At 44.5% G+C, this 17,425-nt stretch carries 9 protein-coding genes, 23 tRNA genes, 3 rRNA genes and 1 riboswitch; of the genes, 30 read left to right on the top strand and 5 right to left on the bottom strand.

Annotation, left to right across the window (positions count from 1 at the left end; all coding sequences use genetic code 11):
• Positions 1-23 precede the first annotated feature (23 nt).
• Complete coding sequence (locus MKY77_RS20315; protein WP_339147463.1) at positions 24-1,358, top strand: 2-hydroxycarboxylate transporter family protein; 1,335 nt, start codon at positions 24-26, stop codon at positions 1,356-1,358.
• On the opposite strand, the gene MKY77_RS20310 is transcribed toward MKY77_RS20315, so the two are convergent.
• The 3 genes from MKY77_RS20310 to MKY77_RS20300 all read right to left on the bottom strand — a co-directional run bounded on the left by MKY77_RS20310 (position 1,339) and on the right by MKY77_RS20300 (position 3,280).
• Complete coding sequence (locus MKY77_RS20310; RefSeq protein WP_339147462.1) at positions 1,339-2,319, bottom strand: DMT family transporter; 981 nt, start codon at positions 2,317-2,319, stop codon at positions 1,339-1,341. The genes MKY77_RS20315 and MKY77_RS20310 overlap by 20 nt on opposite strands.
• A gap of 123 nt (positions 2,320-2,442) precedes the next feature.
• A tRNA-Ala gene (locus MKY77_RS20305) sits at positions 2,443-2,514 on the bottom strand.
• Between the two features lie 64 nt (positions 2,515-2,578).
• Positions 2,579-3,280 (bottom strand): MgtC/SapB family protein, encoded by a 702-nt coding sequence (locus tag MKY77_RS20300; protein WP_339147461.1) that lies wholly within the window; start codon positions 3,278-3,280, stop codon positions 2,579-2,581.
• A 172-nt stretch (positions 3,281-3,452) separates the two neighbouring features.
• Between MKY77_RS20300 and MKY77_RS20295 the strand changes: the two genes are divergently transcribed.
• A complete protein-coding gene (locus MKY77_RS20295; RefSeq protein WP_339147460.1) occupies positions 3,453-4,379 on the top strand; it encodes a DMT family transporter in 927 nt (308 codons plus the stop codon).
• Positions 4,370-4,894, top strand: coding sequence for a GNAT family N-acetyltransferase (locus MKY77_RS20290; RefSeq protein ID WP_339147459.1), 525 nt, complete (start codon positions 4,370-4,372; stop codon positions 4,892-4,894). Before MKY77_RS20295 ends, MKY77_RS20290 begins: the two co-directional genes overlap by 10 nt.
• A gap of 50 nt (positions 4,895-4,944) precedes the next feature.
• Here MKY77_RS20290 and MKY77_RS20285 read toward each other — a convergent pair whose 3' ends face one another.
• Both MKY77_RS20285 and thiT read right to left on the bottom strand, forming a co-directional pair.
• Entirely contained in the window at positions 4,945-5,127 is a 183-nt protein-coding gene (locus tag MKY77_RS20285; RefSeq protein ID WP_339147458.1) for a hypothetical protein, read from the bottom strand.
• Positions 5,128-5,292: 165 nt separating this feature from the next.
• Positions 5,293-5,877, bottom strand: a complete 585-nt coding sequence (gene thiT, locus MKY77_RS20280; RefSeq protein ID WP_339147457.1) for an energy-coupled thiamine transporter ThiT — start codon at positions 5,875-5,877, stop codon at positions 5,293-5,295.
• 164 nt (positions 5,878-6,041) lie between these two features.
• Positions 6,042-6,144: riboswitch (TPP riboswitch) on the bottom strand.
• 437 nt (positions 6,145-6,581) lie between these two features.
• Here thiT and MKY77_RS20275 point away from each other — a divergent pair.
• The 27 genes from MKY77_RS20275 (at position 6,582) to MKY77_RS20145 (ending at position 17,406) form a co-directional block, all read left to right on the top strand.
• Positions 6,582-8,133 (top strand): 16S ribosomal RNA (locus tag MKY77_RS20275).
• Positions 8,134-8,335: 202 nt separating this feature from the next.
• Positions 8,336-11,267 (top strand): 23S ribosomal RNA (locus tag MKY77_RS20270).
• Positions 11,268-11,389: 122 nt separating this feature from the next.
• Positions 11,390-11,506: ribosomal RNA gene (gene rrf, locus MKY77_RS20265) — 5S ribosomal RNA — on the top strand.
• Together the 16S, 23S and 5S rRNA genes with 22 tRNA genes alongside form the textbook arrangement of a ribosomal RNA operon.
• Before the next feature lie 9 nt (positions 11,507-11,515).
• Positions 11,516-11,591, top strand: a tRNA-Val gene (locus MKY77_RS20260).
• Positions 11,592-11,626: 35 nt separating this feature from the next.
• A tRNA-Thr gene (locus MKY77_RS20255) sits at positions 11,627-11,702 on the top strand.
• A gap of 4 nt (positions 11,703-11,706) precedes the next feature.
• Positions 11,707-11,782, top strand: a tRNA-Lys gene (locus MKY77_RS20250).
• A gap of 8 nt (positions 11,783-11,790) precedes the next feature.
• Positions 11,791-11,871 (top strand) — tRNA-Leu (locus MKY77_RS20245).
• A gap of 16 nt (positions 11,872-11,887) precedes the next feature.
• Positions 11,888-11,962, top strand: a tRNA-Gly gene (locus tag MKY77_RS20240).
• Between the two features lie 8 nt (positions 11,963-11,970).
• Positions 11,971-12,059: transfer RNA gene (locus MKY77_RS20235), tRNA-Leu, on the top strand.
• A 37-nt stretch (positions 12,060-12,096) separates the two neighbouring features.
• Positions 12,097-12,173, top strand: a tRNA-Arg gene (locus MKY77_RS20230).
• Positions 12,174-12,177: 4 nt separating this feature from the next.
• Positions 12,178-12,254 (top strand) — tRNA-Pro (locus MKY77_RS20225).
• A gap of 20 nt (positions 12,255-12,274) precedes the next feature.
• Positions 12,275-12,347 (top strand) — tRNA-Ala (locus MKY77_RS20220).
• A 162-nt stretch (positions 12,348-12,509) separates the two neighbouring features.
• A tRNA-Met gene (locus MKY77_RS20215) sits at positions 12,510-12,586 on the top strand.
• Positions 12,587-12,590: 4 nt separating this feature from the next.
• Positions 12,591-12,667 (top strand) — tRNA-Ile (locus MKY77_RS20210).
• Positions 12,668-12,682: 15 nt separating this feature from the next.
• Positions 12,683-12,775, top strand: a tRNA-Ser gene (locus MKY77_RS20205).
• A 181-nt stretch (positions 12,776-12,956) separates the two neighbouring features.
• Positions 12,957-13,033: transfer RNA gene (locus tag MKY77_RS20200), tRNA-Met, on the top strand.
• Positions 13,034-13,036: 3 nt separating this feature from the next.
• Positions 13,037-13,112 (top strand) — tRNA-Asp (locus MKY77_RS20195).
• Between the two features lie 22 nt (positions 13,113-13,134).
• A tRNA-Phe gene (locus MKY77_RS20190) sits at positions 13,135-13,207 on the top strand.
• 38 nt (positions 13,208-13,245) lie between these two features.
• Positions 13,246-13,321, top strand: a tRNA-Thr gene (locus tag MKY77_RS20185).
• A 23-nt stretch (positions 13,322-13,344) separates the two neighbouring features.
• Positions 13,345-13,417 (top strand) — tRNA-His (locus tag MKY77_RS20180).
• Positions 13,418-13,424: 7 nt separating this feature from the next.
• A tRNA-Gly gene (locus tag MKY77_RS20175) sits at positions 13,425-13,498 on the top strand.
• A 7-nt stretch (positions 13,499-13,505) separates the two neighbouring features.
• Positions 13,506-13,582: transfer RNA gene (locus MKY77_RS20170), tRNA-Ile, on the top strand.
• 20 nt (positions 13,583-13,602) lie between these two features.
• Positions 13,603-13,677: transfer RNA gene (locus MKY77_RS20165), tRNA-Asn, on the top strand.
• Between the two features lie 5 nt (positions 13,678-13,682).
• Positions 13,683-13,773 (top strand) — tRNA-Ser (locus MKY77_RS20160).
• An 8-nt stretch (positions 13,774-13,781) separates the two neighbouring features.
• A tRNA-Glu gene (locus MKY77_RS20155) sits at positions 13,782-13,853 on the top strand.
• 508 nt (positions 13,854-14,361) lie between these two features.
• A complete protein-coding gene (gene glgB / locus MKY77_RS20150; RefSeq protein ID WP_339149872.1) occupies positions 14,362-16,245 on the top strand; it encodes a 1,4-alpha-glucan branching enzyme in 1,884 nt (627 codons plus the stop codon).
• A gap of 3 nt (positions 16,246-16,248) precedes the next feature.
• The gene (locus MKY77_RS20145; protein ID WP_339147456.1) at positions 16,249-17,406 is read left to right on the top strand and encodes a glucose-1-phosphate adenylyltransferase; all 1,158 of its coding nucleotides are present in this window, start codon (positions 16,249-16,251) and stop codon (positions 17,404-17,406) included.
• Positions 17,407-17,425: the final 19 nt, after the last annotated feature.

The following is a 17,425-nucleotide window of genomic DNA, read 5'->3' as shown; positions in this document are numbered from 1 at the left end:
TTCAGAAAAGGGAGTTGTCCTAAATGGAGCAAGCAGTAAAAAAAGACACAGAAACTACTCTACCTTCCAAAAGTAATACCAAAATTTACTCCATTCCAACTAAACAAGGTGTGAGCATTTTTAATATACCAGTGCTATGGTTTGGGGTGTTCCTTGTTTTAACAGCGCTTGCTGTGTATACGGATAATTTGCCCACTGGTATGATAGGCGCCCTCCTTGTTATGGTAGTGTTCGGAGAGGCATTGGGCTGGATTGGCGATCGTTTGCCAATAATTAAGACATTCCTCGGCGGAGGTGCCATTGTGGCTATTTTTGGTTCCGCTTACATGGTCTATAGTGGGATATTACCAGAAAATGTTTCAACCTCCATCACTGATTTTATGACAACTGGAGGATTTCTAGACTTTTACATTGCGGCCTTAATAACAGGAAGTATTTTAGGGATGAACTCCCAAATGCTTGTAAAAGTAGGCGTCCGATTCTTCTTACCAATTATGGGTGCGGTGCTCGGTGCGATGGCTATCGCTGCTATTGTCGGTATGCTCGTCGGATTCACACTTCAGGAAGCTGTGTTGGTCATTACCCTGCCAATACTTGGTGGTGGAATGGGTGCCGGTGCAGTACCTATGAGTCAAATCTATTCGGAGCTTTTAGGAAACAGTCCTAGCTATTATATATCTATTTTAGTGCCGGCATTGGCCCTTGGAAATGTATTTGCGATTGTACTTGCAAGCGCCTTGAATGTATTGGGGAACAAGATGCCAAGCCTTTCCGGAAACGGTGTACTAATGAAAGGTTTTACGTATGAAAAAACAGTACAAAAATACGAAATAGGAAAAATGGGTGCCGGGATGGCAGCGGCGTTAACTTTCTTTACGATCGGTTTCTTATTGGATGGATTGATGCCCTTGCATCCATATGCCATTATGATCATTTTGATTGCCATTGTAAAAATAGCCAACCTTCTGCCATCATCAGTCGTGGAAGGAGCGAGCCAGTGGTATCAGTTCGTTGCGAAAAACTGGACGTTGGCATTACTGTTTGGAATCGGTGTCGCATATACCGACCTTGAAGCAGTGTTGAATGCACTTAGCGTACAGTACATCCTTATTGTTGCTGGTGTGGTAGTAGGAGCTGTAATCGGTGCGGGTATTTTAGGGAAAATGGTAGGTTTCTATCCAATCGAATCAGCCATCACTGCCGGCCTATGCATGGCAAATATGGGGGGGACAGGGGATGTTGCAGTATTATCTGCTGCAAAGAGAATGGAATTGATGCCATTTGCCCAGATTTCTTCAAGATTAGGTGGAGCATTAATTCTACTGGGAGCAGGATTGATCATTCCTTTGTTTTTATAAAGAACCATGCAGAGATATGACGTAACAAGGAGGGCAATAACTGCCCATTAACAATAACAACACCTACTATAATAATTACACCACCGAAAACACTGGTGACATTTATTTTTTCATGTAATAAGGTTAAAGCTGCAAGTAAAGTAGTAATAGGTTCTAAATATAAAAACATTGAAACCTTTGATGCTACCATTACTTCATGCGCTTTCCCCCAATACCAATAAGCAATACCAGAAACAAATATTCCAAGAAACAATAGGTGGGCCCATTCCCCGGCGTTAAGCAGGGGGAGGGATACCCACCCTTTGTTTTTTATGAAAAAAGGTGTAGTTAGAACGAAACCTATGAAACTCATATAAAAAGTTATGACTAGCGCGGGATAGGGGATACGGAGCCCTCTTAAAAGAATGGAATAGATAGCCCAGTTCAAGGTACTTAGAATCATCAAAATAAAACCAATGTTCAAGGTAAGAGTGAAAGGCTGGCCGCTTCTTGCGGAAGTAATCATAAATACACCAACTACAGCTAGAATCATTCCAATCGCTCTAGAAAGGGTCATTTTTTCGTGCAAGAATAGCATCGATAGAAAGACGGTGAAAATGGGGGAAAAGGAAATAAGCCATCCTGCAGCAGAGGCATCTATCGTCAACAAGGCACTCGCTTGCAATACTTGATGAACAAAGACGCCCAATATTCCCAACACTAGTAGATGGGGAATATATTTTATAGAAATGGAAAATCGTTCACGTTTTAGAACTAATAGAATCATTAAAAACAAAGCTCCTATGCCGAACCTCATTACCAATAAGGTGAAAGGATCAAGCTTATCCAAAACAGCCTTTGTGGACACAAATGAAATCCCCCAAAAACTGATAGCCATGGTGGCATACAGGGAGGCAGTAAAGGTTTTCCTCATGGAGGTCATCATCGCACTATCTTCCTTTCCAATGATTATCTTTACCATCGTATGCTTGTCCGGATTTAAGATATTCTATTGAATCGTAAATAGTCTAAAGGAATTACTTCATTAGTGGGTCAAAAGAGGATCAAAAAAAGGCACCACTACAATGTAGTGGTGCCTTTAGTATGGAGCGGATGGGATTCGAACCCACGACCCCTTCGCTGCCAGCGAAGTATTCTCCCACTGAACTACCGCCCCGATGAGACTGAATTTATTTTACCAAAAAATCAGCCTTTTGCAAACATTATTTGAAAAGATTTTATTAGTCCAAGTTTTCTACTTCCGCTTGGATGACACCGGTCAATGATTTCAATTCATAATAGACATCTGTTGTGTATACAATCTTCTTGGTTGTGATGATGCAGTTTAATACAATATCGTCCTTTTCTTCTTTTACTTTGACTCGCTTTATAGACAAGTTTTTATGATGAATCTCTTTCATGACCATGGTCAGGTCAACATCTTTTTCAAGATAGATCTTCACTTTAATCTCTTTTTCCTTCAATTTCTTCGGTCCGATTTTTTCAAAAAGGGAAGGGATGACCTTCACACCCAAGATGATAAAGATAACGCCGAAAGCACCTTCAATAAAAAAACCTGCACCTATTGTAATCCCCAAAGCGGCAGAGGCCAATACCAATGCTGCTGTAGTCAGGCCGGAAATGGCTTCATTGCTTCTACGAAGTATCACGCCTGCTCCCAAAAATCCAATACCACTAATTACATAGGAAGGAATACGACCTGGGTCCATAGGTCTCGAATACTCTTTTGAATAGAGAAAGGCGGATTCATAGGAGACGATGGTTAAGAGGCAAGCCATCACGGATACAATTACACAAGTCTTTAATCCAAGTGGCTTTCCTTTTAATTCACGCTCTAGGCCAATGATAATACCTGCAAAGGTTGCAAAGATAAGCTTTACTACAAAATCGTACTCGTCGATAAATTCGAAAAATAATTTCATATGGCACCTCCTGTATAAAATGCTGTATGATTCTTGTATATTGTTTCTTTCCATAGTTGCATTGACAACTTTGAAAGCAACCTATTTAATAACAAATGGTTAGAGAATTATAACAATATTCTGTACAATTAGAAAGTATAAACTTAAATGGAAATGGTTTGGGTGAAAGTGTATGAATAAATGGTTTAATCCTTATGTGGCTCTCGCGGTGGGAGTAATAACTGTTTCCGCCTCAGCCATATTTGTCAAACTGGCGGAAGCACCAGCCGGAGTGGTGGCCTTCTATCGGTTACTATTTTCTGTGTTATTTTTACTTCCCGTTTTTCTATATAAATATGTAGGGGAATTAAAGCGAATTAGAGGAAGGGACTGGCTTTTTTCTGTTCTTGCCGGAGTATTTTTGGCATTTCATTTTATTTTATGGTTTGAATCCTTGAACTATACCAGTGTGGCTAGTTCAACTGTACTTGTCACGCTACAGCCACTGTTCGCCTTTATAGGGACATACCTGTTTTTCCAGGAAAGGCTCAGTAAAAAAGCGATTACCAGTGGAATCATCGCAATTCTCGGAAGTGTTGTGATCAGCTGGGGAGATTTTAGAATAAGTGGAATGGCTCTTTTCGGAGATATCCTTGCGCTAGTGGCATGTGCGCTGGTTACAGCTTATCTTCTATTTGGGCAGGATGTCAGAAAAAGATTATCGTTGGTTACCTATACATTCATTGTCTATGGGTTCAGCACTGTTACATTGTTTCTCTATGTGCTGTTTACAGGTGATTCATTCACAGGCTATTCTGCATCAGATTGGGGATGGTTCATCCTGCTTGCCATCTTCCCCACACTGTTGGGACATTCTTTATTCAACTGGGCAGTCCGGTATATCAGTACCAATGTTATATCCATGAGTATTCTCTTTGAGCCAATTGGTGCTGCTATTCTTGCATACTATGTTTTAAATGAATCGGTAACATGGACTCAATTCTTGGGAGGATTCCTAGTAATGTTAAGTGTAGGTTATTTTCTAAGAGAGAATAGGAAGACAAATCACAACAAAGTGTTAACATCGGAGAGAAAAGAGGAGGAGAGGAAATGGATGTAAGATTGGCGATTCCAGGCGATGAATGTGCAATTGCCGAGGTTCATGTTGAAAGTTGGAAAACAACCTATCAGGGTATTGTTGATGAAAACTATTTACAGTCCTTATCCAAGAGCAGCCGGGAAGAGATGTGGAAAGGGGTTATTGAGCGGGGGTTCAACGAGAGTTGTTTATTTGTTGCATTAATTGATGGGAAAGTTGTAGGCTTTGCCAGCGGGGGACCTGAGCGTACGAAGAAATACGGCATAGACACTGAGTTGTATGCCATCTATTTGCTTAAAGAGAACCAGGGAAGAGGAATAGGAAAAAAACTGATTCAAGAAGTAGCAAGCTTCTTAATGGAAAAAGACCATTTCTCCATGCTTGTATGGGTTCTAACAGAAAACCCTTGTAAACATTTCTATCTTTCCTTCTGTCCCGAAGAACTAGATACTGAACAGATTAAAATTGGTGAAAACAGTTATGAGGAAACGGCATACGTTTGGAAAGACTTGCGGAAGCTTATAAGAGAAGGGTAAAAAGCCGACATTGTCGGCTTTTAGTGTAATTAGCTTTAATTATGTAAAGTTTAACTTAACCGAGTGGCCATAATAGCAAAAAAAAGCGCAAGTGAAAAACTCATAATCACGTTCTCTCCACGTACTTTCTCTTCTGATTCGCTTATTCGCACCGCCTCAAAGTAAGCAAATAAAAACAATACGATTGAAGTTAGCAAAGCTATCAAAAACGCTGTGTATTTTAAGAGATACATATCTTTTCCCCCTGCTCCATCAGTTATTCCATTATATGAAGGAAGCAAACGGAACATTCTAGTAATTTTTATATCATCTCTTTTAAAAGCTCAGGCTCCATCAATCCAACAATTAATATGTATTTGTAGAAAAGCAAATAGAAAAAGCTGATCTAATTGATCAGCTTAGGCAATGGACTTATTGAATCTAAAAATACGGGGAACTGTCTTGATTAACAATACTGTGACTACGGTGGTAACAACAAAGCTCGGTAACATATATGAACCATTGTAAATTAAAGAATAAAGCCACACTGGCTGTCCTTCCGGAGCAAAGTGACCAAAGAAGATCATGCCTGCCACGAAGTGAGCGGAGAACCGGAGTAGACATGCAAGGAATATCGCAATTGTTACGAATAAAGTTAACTTCTTTAAGTTGTCTTCCTTAGAGGAATTCACAACTTGTTTTGCCACAACACCAGCAAATCCTAGTACGACAAAAGCTACAATATAATCTAAGAAAATCTGTACAGGATCCACTCCATAAAAGTTACCTGTTACTATTTGTAATAACCCAAGGACAAAGCCTGAAAGGATACCACCTTTTAATCCCCATCGAAACGCCATGATAAATATTGGTACCATTGAAATTGCTATAGAGCCACCTTGTGGCCATATTTGGGATAATGCTCCAGATAATAAATCTAGCATATAAGCCAAGGCACTAAAAATGGCAACCTCGACAAGAAACAACGTATTATTTTTCTTCATAATACTCCTCCTTAGAATAACGGTTCTGACATTAAGTTGTTGGTAAGCAGTCTAAATGGGCTGTAACATCATGCTCATTTATCCGCTATTTCATCAATTTACAGAACCATGAAAATAAAAAAAGCAATAAAGGAGGGCTCCTTTATTGCTTAGATAACGTTAAGAAATAAAATGTGCCACATCCCTACGATAGTATTAACTAACAGGTTCAAAGGGTCAGAACATAATAGTTCACTCTCAGCCATAGTGGCCCCCCTCGTGGAATTATTTAATTATTACTTATCATCATACATAACCTACTAGAAAACGACAAGCTTTTTCCATTTGTCGAATTATCTCATTTGTAGAGTAAAGTTATTAGATGATATGTTTCTTCTATAAAGTATTATTAGATGACAACACTAACATGAAATTTTTTTCAGAAAAAGTATTGCAATATAGTTGTGAGGGTGGTATATTTAATCTCGTCGCTTCGAGCAGGCGATATTAATATAGCAACAAAGCACTTGAAAAATAATCAAAAAACAGCTTGACTTTAAACGAACAAGTTGTTATGATTAGGAAGTCGCTTTTGAGCGAAATTTGTAAGAAAATGATCTTTGAAAACTAAACAAAACAACAGCGTCATAACGTTAATCCTACGGGATTAACAAAATGATTTAAGTAACACAAGCTAGCAAATTTTGAGCAAAAGCTCAGACTCTTTATTGGAGAGTTTGATCCTGGCTCAGGACGAACGCTGGCGGCGTGCCTAATACATGCAAGTCGAGCGGACCTTTTAAAAGCTTGCTTTTGAAAGGTCAGCGGCGGACGGGTGAGTAACACGTGGGCAACCTGCCTGTAAGACTGGGATAACTTCGGGAAACCGGAGCTAATACCGGATAATATAAGGAACCTCCTGGTTCTTTATTGAAAGATGGTTTCGGCTATCACTTACAGATGGGCCCGCGGCGCATTAGCTAGTTGGTGAGGTAACGGCTCACCAAGGCGACGATGCGTAGCCGACCTGAGAGGGTGATCGGCCACACTGGGACTGAGACACGGCCCAGACTCCTACGGGAGGCAGCAGTAGGGAATCTTCCACAATGGACGAAAGTCTGATGGAGCAACGCCGCGTGAGCGATGAAGGCCTTCGGGTCGTAAAGCTCTGTTGTTAGGGAAGAACAAGTGCGAGAGTAACTGCTCGCACCTTGACGGTACCTAACCAGAAAGCCACGGCTAACTACGTGCCAGCAGCCGCGGTAATACGTAGGTGGCAAGCGTTGTCCGGAATTATTGGGCGTAAAGCGCGCGCAGGTGGTCCTTTAAGTCTGATGTGAAAGCCCACGGCTCAACCGTGGAGGGTCATTGGAAACTGGGGGACTTGAGTGCAGAAGAGGAAAGTGGAATTCCAAGTGTAGCGGTGAAATGCGTAGAGATTTGGAGGAACACCAGTGGCGAAGGCGACTTTCTGGTCTGTAACTGACACTGAGGCGCGAAAGCGTGGGGAGCAAACAGGATTAGATACCCTGGTAGTCCACGCCGTAAACGATGAGTGCTAAGTGTTAGAGGGTTTCCGCCCTTTAGTGCTGCAGCTAACGCATTAAGCACTCCGCCTGGGGAGTACGGTCGCAAGACTGAAACTCAAAGGAATTGACGGGGGCCCGCACAAGCGGTGGAGCATGTGGTTTAATTCGAAGCAACGCGAAGAACCTTACCAGGTCTTGACATCCTCTGACACTCCTAGAGATAGGACGTTCCCCTTCGGGGGACAGAGTGACAGGTGGTGCATGGTTGTCGTCAGCTCGTGTCGTGAGATGTTGGGTTAAGTCCCGCAACGAGCGCAACCCTTGATCTTAGTTGCCAGCATTCAGTTGGGCACTCTAAGGTGACTGCCGGTGACAAACCGGAGGAAGGTGGGGATGACGTCAAATCATCATGCCCCTTATGACCTGGGCTACACACGTGCTACAATGGACGGTACAAAGGGCAGCAAAACCGCGAGGTCGAGCCAATCCCATAAAACCGTTCTCAGTTCGGATTGCAGGCTGCAACTCGCCTGCATGAAGCCGGAATCGCTAGTAATCGCGGATCAGCATGCCGCGGTGAATACGTTCCCGGGCCTTGTACACACCGCCCGTCACACCACGAGAGTTTGTAACACCCGAAGTCGGTGGGGTAACCTTTTGGAGCCAGCCGCCTAAGGTGGGACAGATGATTGGGGTGAAGTCGTAACAAGGTAGCCGTATCGGAAGGTGCGGCTGGATCACCTCCTTTCTAAGGAATGTACGCTTGTTGTTTTGTTTAGTTTTGAGAGAGCATTCTCTCTAAATAGGCAATTCTTACGAATTGTCATAGTTGTTCCTTGAAAACTAGATAATGTAACTAATATCAAGATATTCACAAAATATCGTTCATCTTAGTAATTTTCTTTATAGATATCATCGCTGATATCGACACATGACCAATTTTGGTCGACGGTTAAGTTATTAAGGGCGCACGGTGGATGCCTTGGCACTAGGAGCCGATGAAGGACGGGACTAACACCGATATGCTTCGGGGAGCTGTAAGTAAGCTTTGATCCGGAGATTTCCGAATGGGGAAACCCACTGCTCGTAATGGAGCAGTATCTTTACCTGAATACATAGGGTAATGAAGGCAGACCCGGGGAACTGAAACATCTTAGTACCCGGAGGAAGAGAAAGCAAACGCGATTTCCTGAGTAGCGGCGAGCGAAACGGAATTAGCCCAAACCAAGAGGCTTGCCTCTTGGGGTTGTAGGACACTCAACATGGAGTTACAAAGGAACGGGGTAAATGAAGCGATCTGGAAAGGTCCGTCATAGAAGGTAAAAACCCTGTAGTTGAAACTTCGTTCCCTCCTGAGTGGATCCTGAGTACGGCGGGACACGAGAAATCCCGTCGGAAGCAGGGAGGACCATCTCCCAAGGCTAAATACTCCCTAGTGACCGATAGTGAACCAGTACCGTGAGGGAAAGGTGAAAAGCACCCCGGAAGGGGAGTGAAATAGATCCTGAAACCGTGTGCCTACAAGTAGTTAGAGCCCGTTAATGGGTGATAGCGTGCCTTTTGTAGAATGAACCGGCGAGTTACGATCCCGTGCAAGGTTAAGTCGAAGAGACGGAGCCGTAGCGAAAGCGAGTCTGAATAGGGCGAATGAGTACGTGGTCGTAGACCCGAAACCAGGTGATCTACCCATGTCCAGGGTGAAGTTCAGGTAACACTGAATGGAGGCCCGAACCGACTCACGTTGAAAAGTGAGCGGATGAGGTGTGGGTAGGGGTGAAATGCCAATCGAACCTGGAGATAGCTGGTTCTCTCCGAAATAGCTTTAGGGCTAGCCTCATGTGTTAGAGTCTTGGAGGTAGAGCACTGATTGGACTAGGGGTCCTCATCGGATTACCGAATTCAGTCAAACTCCGAATGCCAAAGACTTATCCATGGGAGTCAGACTGCGAGTGATAAGATCCGTAGTCAAGAGGGAAACAGCCCAGACCGCCAGCTAAGGTCCCCAAGTATACGTTAAGTGGAAAAGGATGTGGAGTTGCTTAGACAACCAGGATGTTGGCTTAGAAGCAGCCACCATTTAAAGAGTGCGTAATAGCTCACTGGTCGAGTGACTCTGCGCCGAAAATGTACCGGGGCTAAACGTATCACCGAAGCTGCGGACTGTTCTTACGAACAGTGGTAGGAGAGCGTTCTAAGGGCGTTGAAGCTAGACCGTAAGGACTGGTGGAGCGCTTAGAAGTGAGAATGCCGGTATGAGTAGCGAAAGAAGGGTGAGAATCCCTTCCACCGAATGCCTAAGGTTTCCTGAGGAAGGCTCGTCCGCTCAGGGTTAGTCGGGACCTAAGCCGAGGCCGAAAGGCGTAGGCGATGGATAACAGGTTGATATTCCTGTACCACCTCCACTCCGTTTGAGCAATGGGGGGACGCAGAAGGATAGGGTAAGCGCGCTGTTGGATATGCGCGTCTAAGCAGTAAGGCTGAGAAGTAGGCAAATCCGCTTCTCATTAAGGCTGAGCTGTGATAGCGAGGGAAATATAGTACCGAAGTTCCTGATTTCACACTGCCAAGAAAAGCCTCTAGCGAGGAGTATGGTGCCCGTACCGCAAACCGACACAGGTAGGCGAGGAGAGAATCCTAAGGTGAGCGAGAGAACTCTGGTTAAGGAACTCGGCAAAATGACCCCGTAACTTCGGGAGAAGGGGTGCTCTGTTAGGGTGTTAAAGCCCGAGAGAGCCGCAGTGAATAGGCCCAGGCGACTGTTTAGCAAAAACACAGGTCTCTGCGAAGCCGTAAGGCGAAGTATAGGGGCTGACGCCTGCCCGGTGCTGGAAGGTTAAGGGGAGAGGTTAGCGCAAGCGAAGCTTTGAACCGAAGCCCCAGTAAACGGCGGCCGTAACTATAACGGTCCTAAGGTAGCGAAATTCCTTGTCGGGTAAGTTCCGACCCGCACGAAAGGCGTAACGATCTGGGCACTGTCTCAACCAGAGACTCGGTGAAATTATAGTACCTGTGAAGATGCAGGTTACCCGCGACAGGACGGAAAGACCCCGTGGAGCTTTACTGTAGCCTGATATTGAATTTTGGTACAGCTTGTACAGGATAGGTAGGAGCCTGAGAAGCCGGAGCGCTAGCTTCGGTGGAGGCGTCGGTGGGATACTACCCTGGCTGTATTGAAATTCTAACCCGCAGCCCTTATCGGGCTGGGAGACAGTGTCAGGTGGGCAGTTTGACTGGGGCGGTCGCCTCCTAAAGAGTAACGGAGGCGCCCAAAGGTTCCCTCAGAATGGTTGGAAATCATTCGCAGAGTGTAAAGGCACAAGGGAGCTTGACTGCGAGACCTACAAGTCGAGCAGGGACGAAAGTCGGGCTTAGTGATCCGGTGGTTCCGCATGGAAGGGCCATCGCTCAACGGATAAAAGCTACCCCGGGGATAACAGGCTTATCTCCCCCAAGAGTCCACATCGACGGGGAGGTTTGGCACCTCGATGTCGGCTCATCGCATCCTGGGGCTGTAGTCGGTCCCAAGGGTTGGGCTGTTCGCCCATTAAAGCGGTACGCGAGCTGGGTTCAGAACGTCGTGAGACAGTTCGGTCCCTATCCGTCGTGGGCGCAGGAAATTTGAGAGGAGCTGTCCTTAGTACGAGAGGACCGGGATGGACGCACCGCTGGTGTACCAGTTGTCTTGCCAAAGGCATAGCTGGGTAGCTACGTGCGGACGGGATAAGTGCTGAAAGCATCTAAGCATGAAGCCCCCCTCAAGATGAGATTTCCTTTTACTTCGGTAAGTAAGATCCCTGAAAGATGATCAGGTAGATAGGTTCGAGGTGGAAGCATGGCGACATGTGGAGCTGACGAATACTAATCGATCGAGGACTTAACCCAACAATGATGAAATAAGTGAACGATATGAATATCTTGATACGAACACACTATCTAGTTTTGAAGGAATAAAAAAGATGAAAAACTTCTTGATTTTCTTTCTCAATTTTGTATAATATTATTTGTCTGGTAATGATGGCGAAGAGGTCACACCCGTTCCCATACCGAACACGGAAGTTAAGCTCTTCAGCGCCGATGGTAGTTGGGGGATCTCCCCCTGTGAGAGTAGGACGTTGCCAGGCGGATAATATGGAGGATTAGCTCAGCTGGGAGAGCACCTGCCTTACAAGCAGGGGGTCGGCGGTTCGATCCCGTCATCCTCCACCATAAATTCTTCACATATTGAAAAAATCAACAATAATGCCGGTGTAGCTCAGTTGGTAGAGCAACTGACTTGTAATCAGTAGGTCGTGGGTTCGACTCCTATCGCCGGCACCATTATGTGCCATTAGCTCAGTCGGTAGAGCATCTGACTTTTAATCAGAGGGTCGAAGGTTCGAGTCCTTCATGGCACACCATTTATCTTGCGGGTGTGGCGGAATTGGCAGACGCGCTAGACTTAGGATCTAGTGTCTTTGACGTGGGGGTTCGAGTCCCTTCACCCGCATTGTAATTTTATATTAGCGGAAGTAGTTCAGTGGTAGAACACCACCTTGCCAAGGTGGGGGTCGCGGGTTCGAATCCCGTCTTCCGCTCCAACAGATTTGCCGGGGTGGCGGAACTGGCAGACGCACAGGACTTAAAATCCTGCGGTAGGTGACTACCGTACCGGTTCGATTCCGGTCCTCGGCACCAGAGTTTTTTATAATAGCAAAATTACTTTCATTTATAAGCGCCCGTAGCTCAATTGGATAGAGCGTTTGACTACGGATCAAAAGGTTAGGGGTTCGAGTCCTCTCGGGCGCGCCATTATCGGGGAGTAGCTCAGCTTGGTAGAGCACTTGGTTTGGGACCAAGGGGTCGCAGGTTCAAATCCTGTCTTCCCGACCATTAATATTTACCCTTGATATGGGGCCTTAGCTCAGCTGGGAGAGCGCCTGCTTTGCACGCAGGAGGTCAGCGGTTCGATCCCGCTAGGCTCCACTTTAATACTTTTACTTTTTGGCGGTGTAGCGACGAGCATTACTTCAAGAATTTGCTCCGAGTTGTGCCGACGGATTAGCATCCTTGAATTTGCTTGCAGAGGAAGGGACACAGACCAGTAACATTGGTGCCTGTAAATCTAATGAAATACTTTTACTTTTTGGCGGTGTAGCTCAGCTGGCTAGAGCGTACGGTTCATACCCGTGAGGTCGGGGGTTCGATCCCCTCCGCCGCTACCAAAAAGGACCTTTAGCTCAGCTGGTTAGAGCAGACGGCTCATAACCGTCCGGTCGTAGGTTCGAGTCCTACAAGGTCCACCAGTTCTTTCTATACGCGGAGGAATACCCAAGTCCGGCTGAAGGGATCGGTCTTGAAAACCGACAGGGGTGTCAAAGCCCGCGGGGGTTCGAATCCCTCTTCCTCCGCCATATTAACTTTAGAATATGGTGAGTATAGATTCTATATTATTATCGCGGGGTGGAGCAACGAGCATAGGCTTCTTGCAAAAGCTTCGAGTTGTACCGGTCGACAGACTACTCTGCACACACTTTCAGAGAACGGGACAGTCGGTATATATAAGCATAGAATTTTAAACTTAATTAATATTATCGCGGGGTGGAGCAGTCCGGTAGCTCGTCGGGCTCATAACCCGAAGGTCGCAGGTTCAAATCCTGTCCCCGCAACCAAATGGTCCCGTGGTGTAGCGGTTAACATGCCTGCCTGTCACGCAGGAGATCGCCGGTTCGATCCCGGTCGGGACCGCCATTTTTTCAAAATATTATAGTTTGGCTCGGTAGCTCAGTTGGTAGAGCAATGGACTGAAAATCCATGTGTCGGCGGTTCGATTCCGTCCCGAGCCACTTTGTTTTTTCACAAAGTGAAGAAAACATCATTAAATGCCGGTGTAGCTCAGTTGGTAGAGCAACTGACTTGTAATCAGTAGGTCGTGGGTTCGACTCCTATCGCCGGCACCATTCTTAAATTAAATAGTATTATGGCGGTTGTGGCGAAGTGGTTAACGCACCTGATTGTGGTTCAGGCATTCGTGGGTTCGATTCCCATCAGTCGCCCTTTTTAGCGGGTGTAGTTTAATGGTAAAACCTCAGCCTTCCAAGCTGATGTCGTGGGTTCGATTCCCATCACCCGCTCCATTTTTGTGGGCCTATAGCTCAGCTGGTTAGAGCGCACGCCTGATAAGCGTGAGGTCGGTGGTTCGAGTCCACTTAGGCCCACCATTTTATAAAAAAAATGACGTTCCACCATAGCTCAGCGGTAGAGCATTCGGCTGTTAACCGAAGGGTCGTAGGTTCGAATCCTACTGGTGGAGCCATCTCTGGGGAAGTACTCAAGTGGCTGAAGAGGCGCCCCTGCTAAGGGTGTAGGTCGTGTAAGCGGCGCGAGGGTTCAAATCCCTCCTTCTCCGCCAGAATATCTGGCCCGTTGGTCAAGCGGTTAAGACACCGCCCTTTCACGGCGGTAACACGGGTTCGAATCCCGTACGGGTCATCAAAAGTTGTGGTATTTATAAAATATCATGGCTTTTTTTATTTGTCTTTTTTCATTACTACCTTTTTTTCTCCTCAACACTCCTATAAAAATAGATTGACAACATAATCTATACCCTTTTCATTTTCATCTCAAACACATTTTTCAATAATATATTTAATATATTAGAATAGAAACAAAGTGTATGCGTATACATTTTGTTATTTTCACTTTAATTCTATTAAATACTTTTCGACATAATACCACAAAAGTCCTCCTAGTATTTGGTCGAATCATCTCCTTTTGTATCCCCTTACAAAAACGTTGATAAATCAAGAGTTCTTTTAAAACAACAATGAAAACGATTTCCTGAAAAAAATAAAATTCGACAAAATCCCCTACCGGTATTTAATATGTTGTTTTATGTCATACGATTCTGACTTGTCGTATAAAGGAGAATATTATAAAAAAGAGAATAGTAGTGTATAACAATATTCTTTTTATATGGAATGACGGAAGGGTGAAAAAATTGATTGCTACAAGTACGACGGATTTTCAACTGCACCTTTTTCACGAGGGGACGTTACATAAAAGTTATGAACTTTTTGGAGCACATATCGTACGCCATCGCAAGAAGGTGTTGGGGACCAGGTTTACTGTCTGGGCACCTAATGCGAAAGCGGTTCGAGTCATAGGTTCTTTTAACGAGTGGAACGGGCAGAAGCATCCACTGGAAAGATTGAATAATGAGGGTGTATGGAGCATCCATATAGAAGACGATCTGAACGGACATTTATATAAATATGAAATTGTTACACAATCAGGAGAGATATTACATAAGGCAGATCCTTATGCTTTTCATGCAGAGGTGCGCCCTAATACAGCTTCCATTGTCTATGATATGGAAGGTTATAAATGGAAAGATCAGAATTGGCGCAGAAAGAAAAAGCGGAAGCTGGTTTATGAGAAGCCAATGTTCATATATGAGCTGCATCTTGGTTCCTGGAAGAAAAAAGTGGGGGATGAGCTCTTTTCCTATAGAGAGTTGATTGCCGAGCTTATTCCTTATGTAAAGGAGCATGGTTTCACTCATATTGAATTACTTCCGCTAGTAGAGCATCCGTATGATCGTTCATGGGGATATCAAGGTACAGGGTACTATGCTGCAACGAGCCGGTACGGAAGTCCGGTTGACCTGATGGCTTTCATCGATGCATGTCACCAAGAAGATATCGGTGTAATACTGGACTGGGTTCCTGGTCACTTCTGTAAGGATGGCCATGGCTTGTATATGTTTGACGGAGCACCTGTCTTTGAATATGAGAACTATCATGATCGGGAGAATGAGGTGTGGGGGACTGCTAATTTCGATCTTGGTAAGCCTGAAGTTCGAAGTTTCCTCATTTCCAATGCCCTGTTTTGGATGGAGTATTATCATGTAGATGGTTTCCGGGTGGATGCTGTGGCAAATATGTTGTACTGGCCGAATTCACAAGAGGAGCATGCGAATCCGTTTGCCCAGCAGTTTTTGAAAAAGTTAAATGAGGCGGTCTTTGAGAAGGATTACAGTGTGCTGATGATTGCGGAAGATTCTACGGATTGGCCTCTTGTCACTACTCCAACTTCTAGCGGGGGATTGGGATTCAACTATAAATGGAATATGGGATGGATGAATGACATTCTAAGCTATATGGAGGCATCACCAGAGCAAAGGAAGCCTCTGCACGATAAAGTGACATTTTCAATCGTGTATGCATTCTCCGAAAATTTCATTTTACCGTTTTCACACGATGAAGTCGTTCATGGAAAAAAATCATTGCTTAACAAAATGCCAGGTGAGTACCATGAAAAATTTGCACAGTTAAGGTTGCTGTATGGATTTTTCCTGGCACATCCCGGTAAGAAGCTCCTTTACATGGGTGGAGAGTTTGGACAGTTCGATGAGTGGAAGGACCTGGAGCAATTGGATTGGTTCTTGATAGATCAGTATGAATCTCATCAACAGCTTCATCATTATTTCAAAGAGGCATTGTCTTTTTACCATAATCAAAAGGCTTTGTATGAATGGGATCATGAGGCGGAAGGGTTTGAATGGATTGATGCTGACAACCGGGATCAAAGCATCTTCTCTTTTATCAGAAGAGGCAAAAAACCTGGGGATATGTTAGTTATACTATGTAATTTCACTGGTGCCTCATATGAAGGCTTTAAAGTAGGAGTCCCCCTTTTAGCGGAATATGAAGAAGTATTCAATTCTGATGAGCAAAGGTTTGGTGGGAGTGGCTTTGTGAATGATCAGGAAATTAGTGCACAAGAGGGAGCATATCACGGTAAGCAATATCATATGATGGTCAATGTTGCTCCGTTTGGTGTAAGTATGTGGAGACCAAAGAAAATTAGAGGGGAGAGGTAGCGGATGTCGAAGAATAAATGTGTAGCAATGTTACTAGCAGGAGGAAAAGGGAGCAGACTCAGTTCCTTGACGAAAACTTTAGCTAAGCCGGCCGTCCCTTTTGGTGGAAAATATAGAATCATAGATTTTGCATTGAGCAATTGCACAAACTCAGGGATTACTACTGTCGGGGTTTTGACTCAATACCAGCCGCTGGTACTCAATTCCTATATCGGCATTGGGAGTACATGGGACCTTGACCGTAAAAATGGGGGAGTGACGGTACTACCTCCTTATACCGAATCTTCGGGTGTCAAATGGTACACAGGGACTGCGAGTGCCATCTACCAGAATATAAATTACCTTACCCAGTATGACCCGGAATACGTGTTAATTCTCTCTGGTGACCACATTTATAAAATGAATTACGAGGAAATGTTAGATTACCATATTCAAAAGGATGCGGATGTCTCCATCTCCGTGGTGGAGGTACCATGGGAGGAAGCGAGCAGATTTGGCATCATGAATACGAACGAGAAGCTGGAAGTGGTTGAATTTGACGAAAAACCTGCCCACCCTAAAAGCAACCTGGCATCCATGGGAATCTATATTTTCAAATGGTCTATTTTGAAAGAGTATCTGGAAATGGATGACAGGAACCCAGAATCCAGCCATGACTTCGGGAAGGATGTCATTCCCTTGTTATTAGAAGAGAACAAGAGGTTGGTTGCCTATCCTTTTAAAGGTTATTGGAAGGATGTCGGGACGGTTAAAAGTCTTTGGGAAGCGAATATGGACCTATTAAAAGAGGATTGTGAACTGAATCTGTTCGAGTATGATTGGAGAATCTATTCTGTTAATCCAAATCAGCCTCCACAGTTTATTGCCCCGTATGCAGATGTGAAGGACTCCCTTGTGAATGAAGGCTGCTTCATTGAAGGGAAAATCGATCATTCCGTATTATTCCAAGGTGTAAATGTCGGTAAAAACTCTGTGATCCAAAACTCTGTTATTATGCCTGATGCGGTAATAGGAGAGAATGTATATGTGAATAAGGCAATCATTCCTGCAGGTATCAAGATTCCAGATGGTGCCGTCATTTGCCCAGAGAAGAATGAAGACGAGATTATTTTAGTGACAGAGGAAATGATGGATAAAGGAATTTTCTCCACTACCCGTTAATAGACGCAAAATCAAACAC

This window comes from Sutcliffiella sp. FSL R7-0096, from assembly GCF_038595065.1.
In the GTDB taxonomy this organism is placed as follows: domain Bacteria; phylum Bacillota; class Bacilli; order Bacillales; family Bacillaceae_I; genus Sutcliffiella_A.
The sequence above is the reverse complement of the archived record's forward strand: the minus strand, read 5'-3'. Positions and strand labels throughout refer to the sequence as shown.